This window comes from Streptomyces antioxidans, from assembly GCF_000968685.2.
Lineage (GTDB): Bacteria > Actinomycetota > Actinomycetes > Streptomycetales > Streptomycetaceae > Streptomyces > Streptomyces antioxidans.
Map to the genome: position 1 here is coordinate 1 of NZ_LAKD02000260.1, position 417 is coordinate 417.

General features: G+C 63.8%; 1 protein-coding gene. It reads left to right on the plus strand.

All coding sequences use genetic code 11. The features are described from left to right. Positions 1 to 26: 26 nt before the first annotated feature. The coding region (locus VT50_RS41125; protein WP_276207369.1) for an acyl carrier protein at positions 27 to 417 on the plus strand (391 nt) is incomplete at its 3' end.

Sequence of the window (417 nt, forward strand, 5' to 3'; positions counted from 1 at the left end):
GCCTGAACCGCACCGGCATCACCCCCATGACCACCGAGGAGGGTCTTGCCCTGTTTGATGTGGCTCAGGGTGTGGGGCGTGGTGTGGTGTTGCCGGTGCGTGTGGATGTGGGGGCGTTTCGTGGGGGTGGTGTGTCGGTTCCGGCGTTGTTGCGGAATGTGGTGCGGCGGGTTGCGGTGGGGCGGGATGGGTCTGGTGTGTGGCGGGATCGGTTGGCGGGTGTGGCGCCGCGGGAGCGTGAGCGGTTGTTGCTGGAGTTGGTTCGTTCTCAGGTGGCGGTGGTGCTGGGGCATGCGGACTCTGCTGGGGTTGATGCTGATCGTGCGTTGAAGGATCTGGGTTTTGATTCCTTGACTGCGGTTGAGCTGCGTAATCAGCTTGGGGCGGCTACTGAGCTTCGACTTCCGACGACGTTGG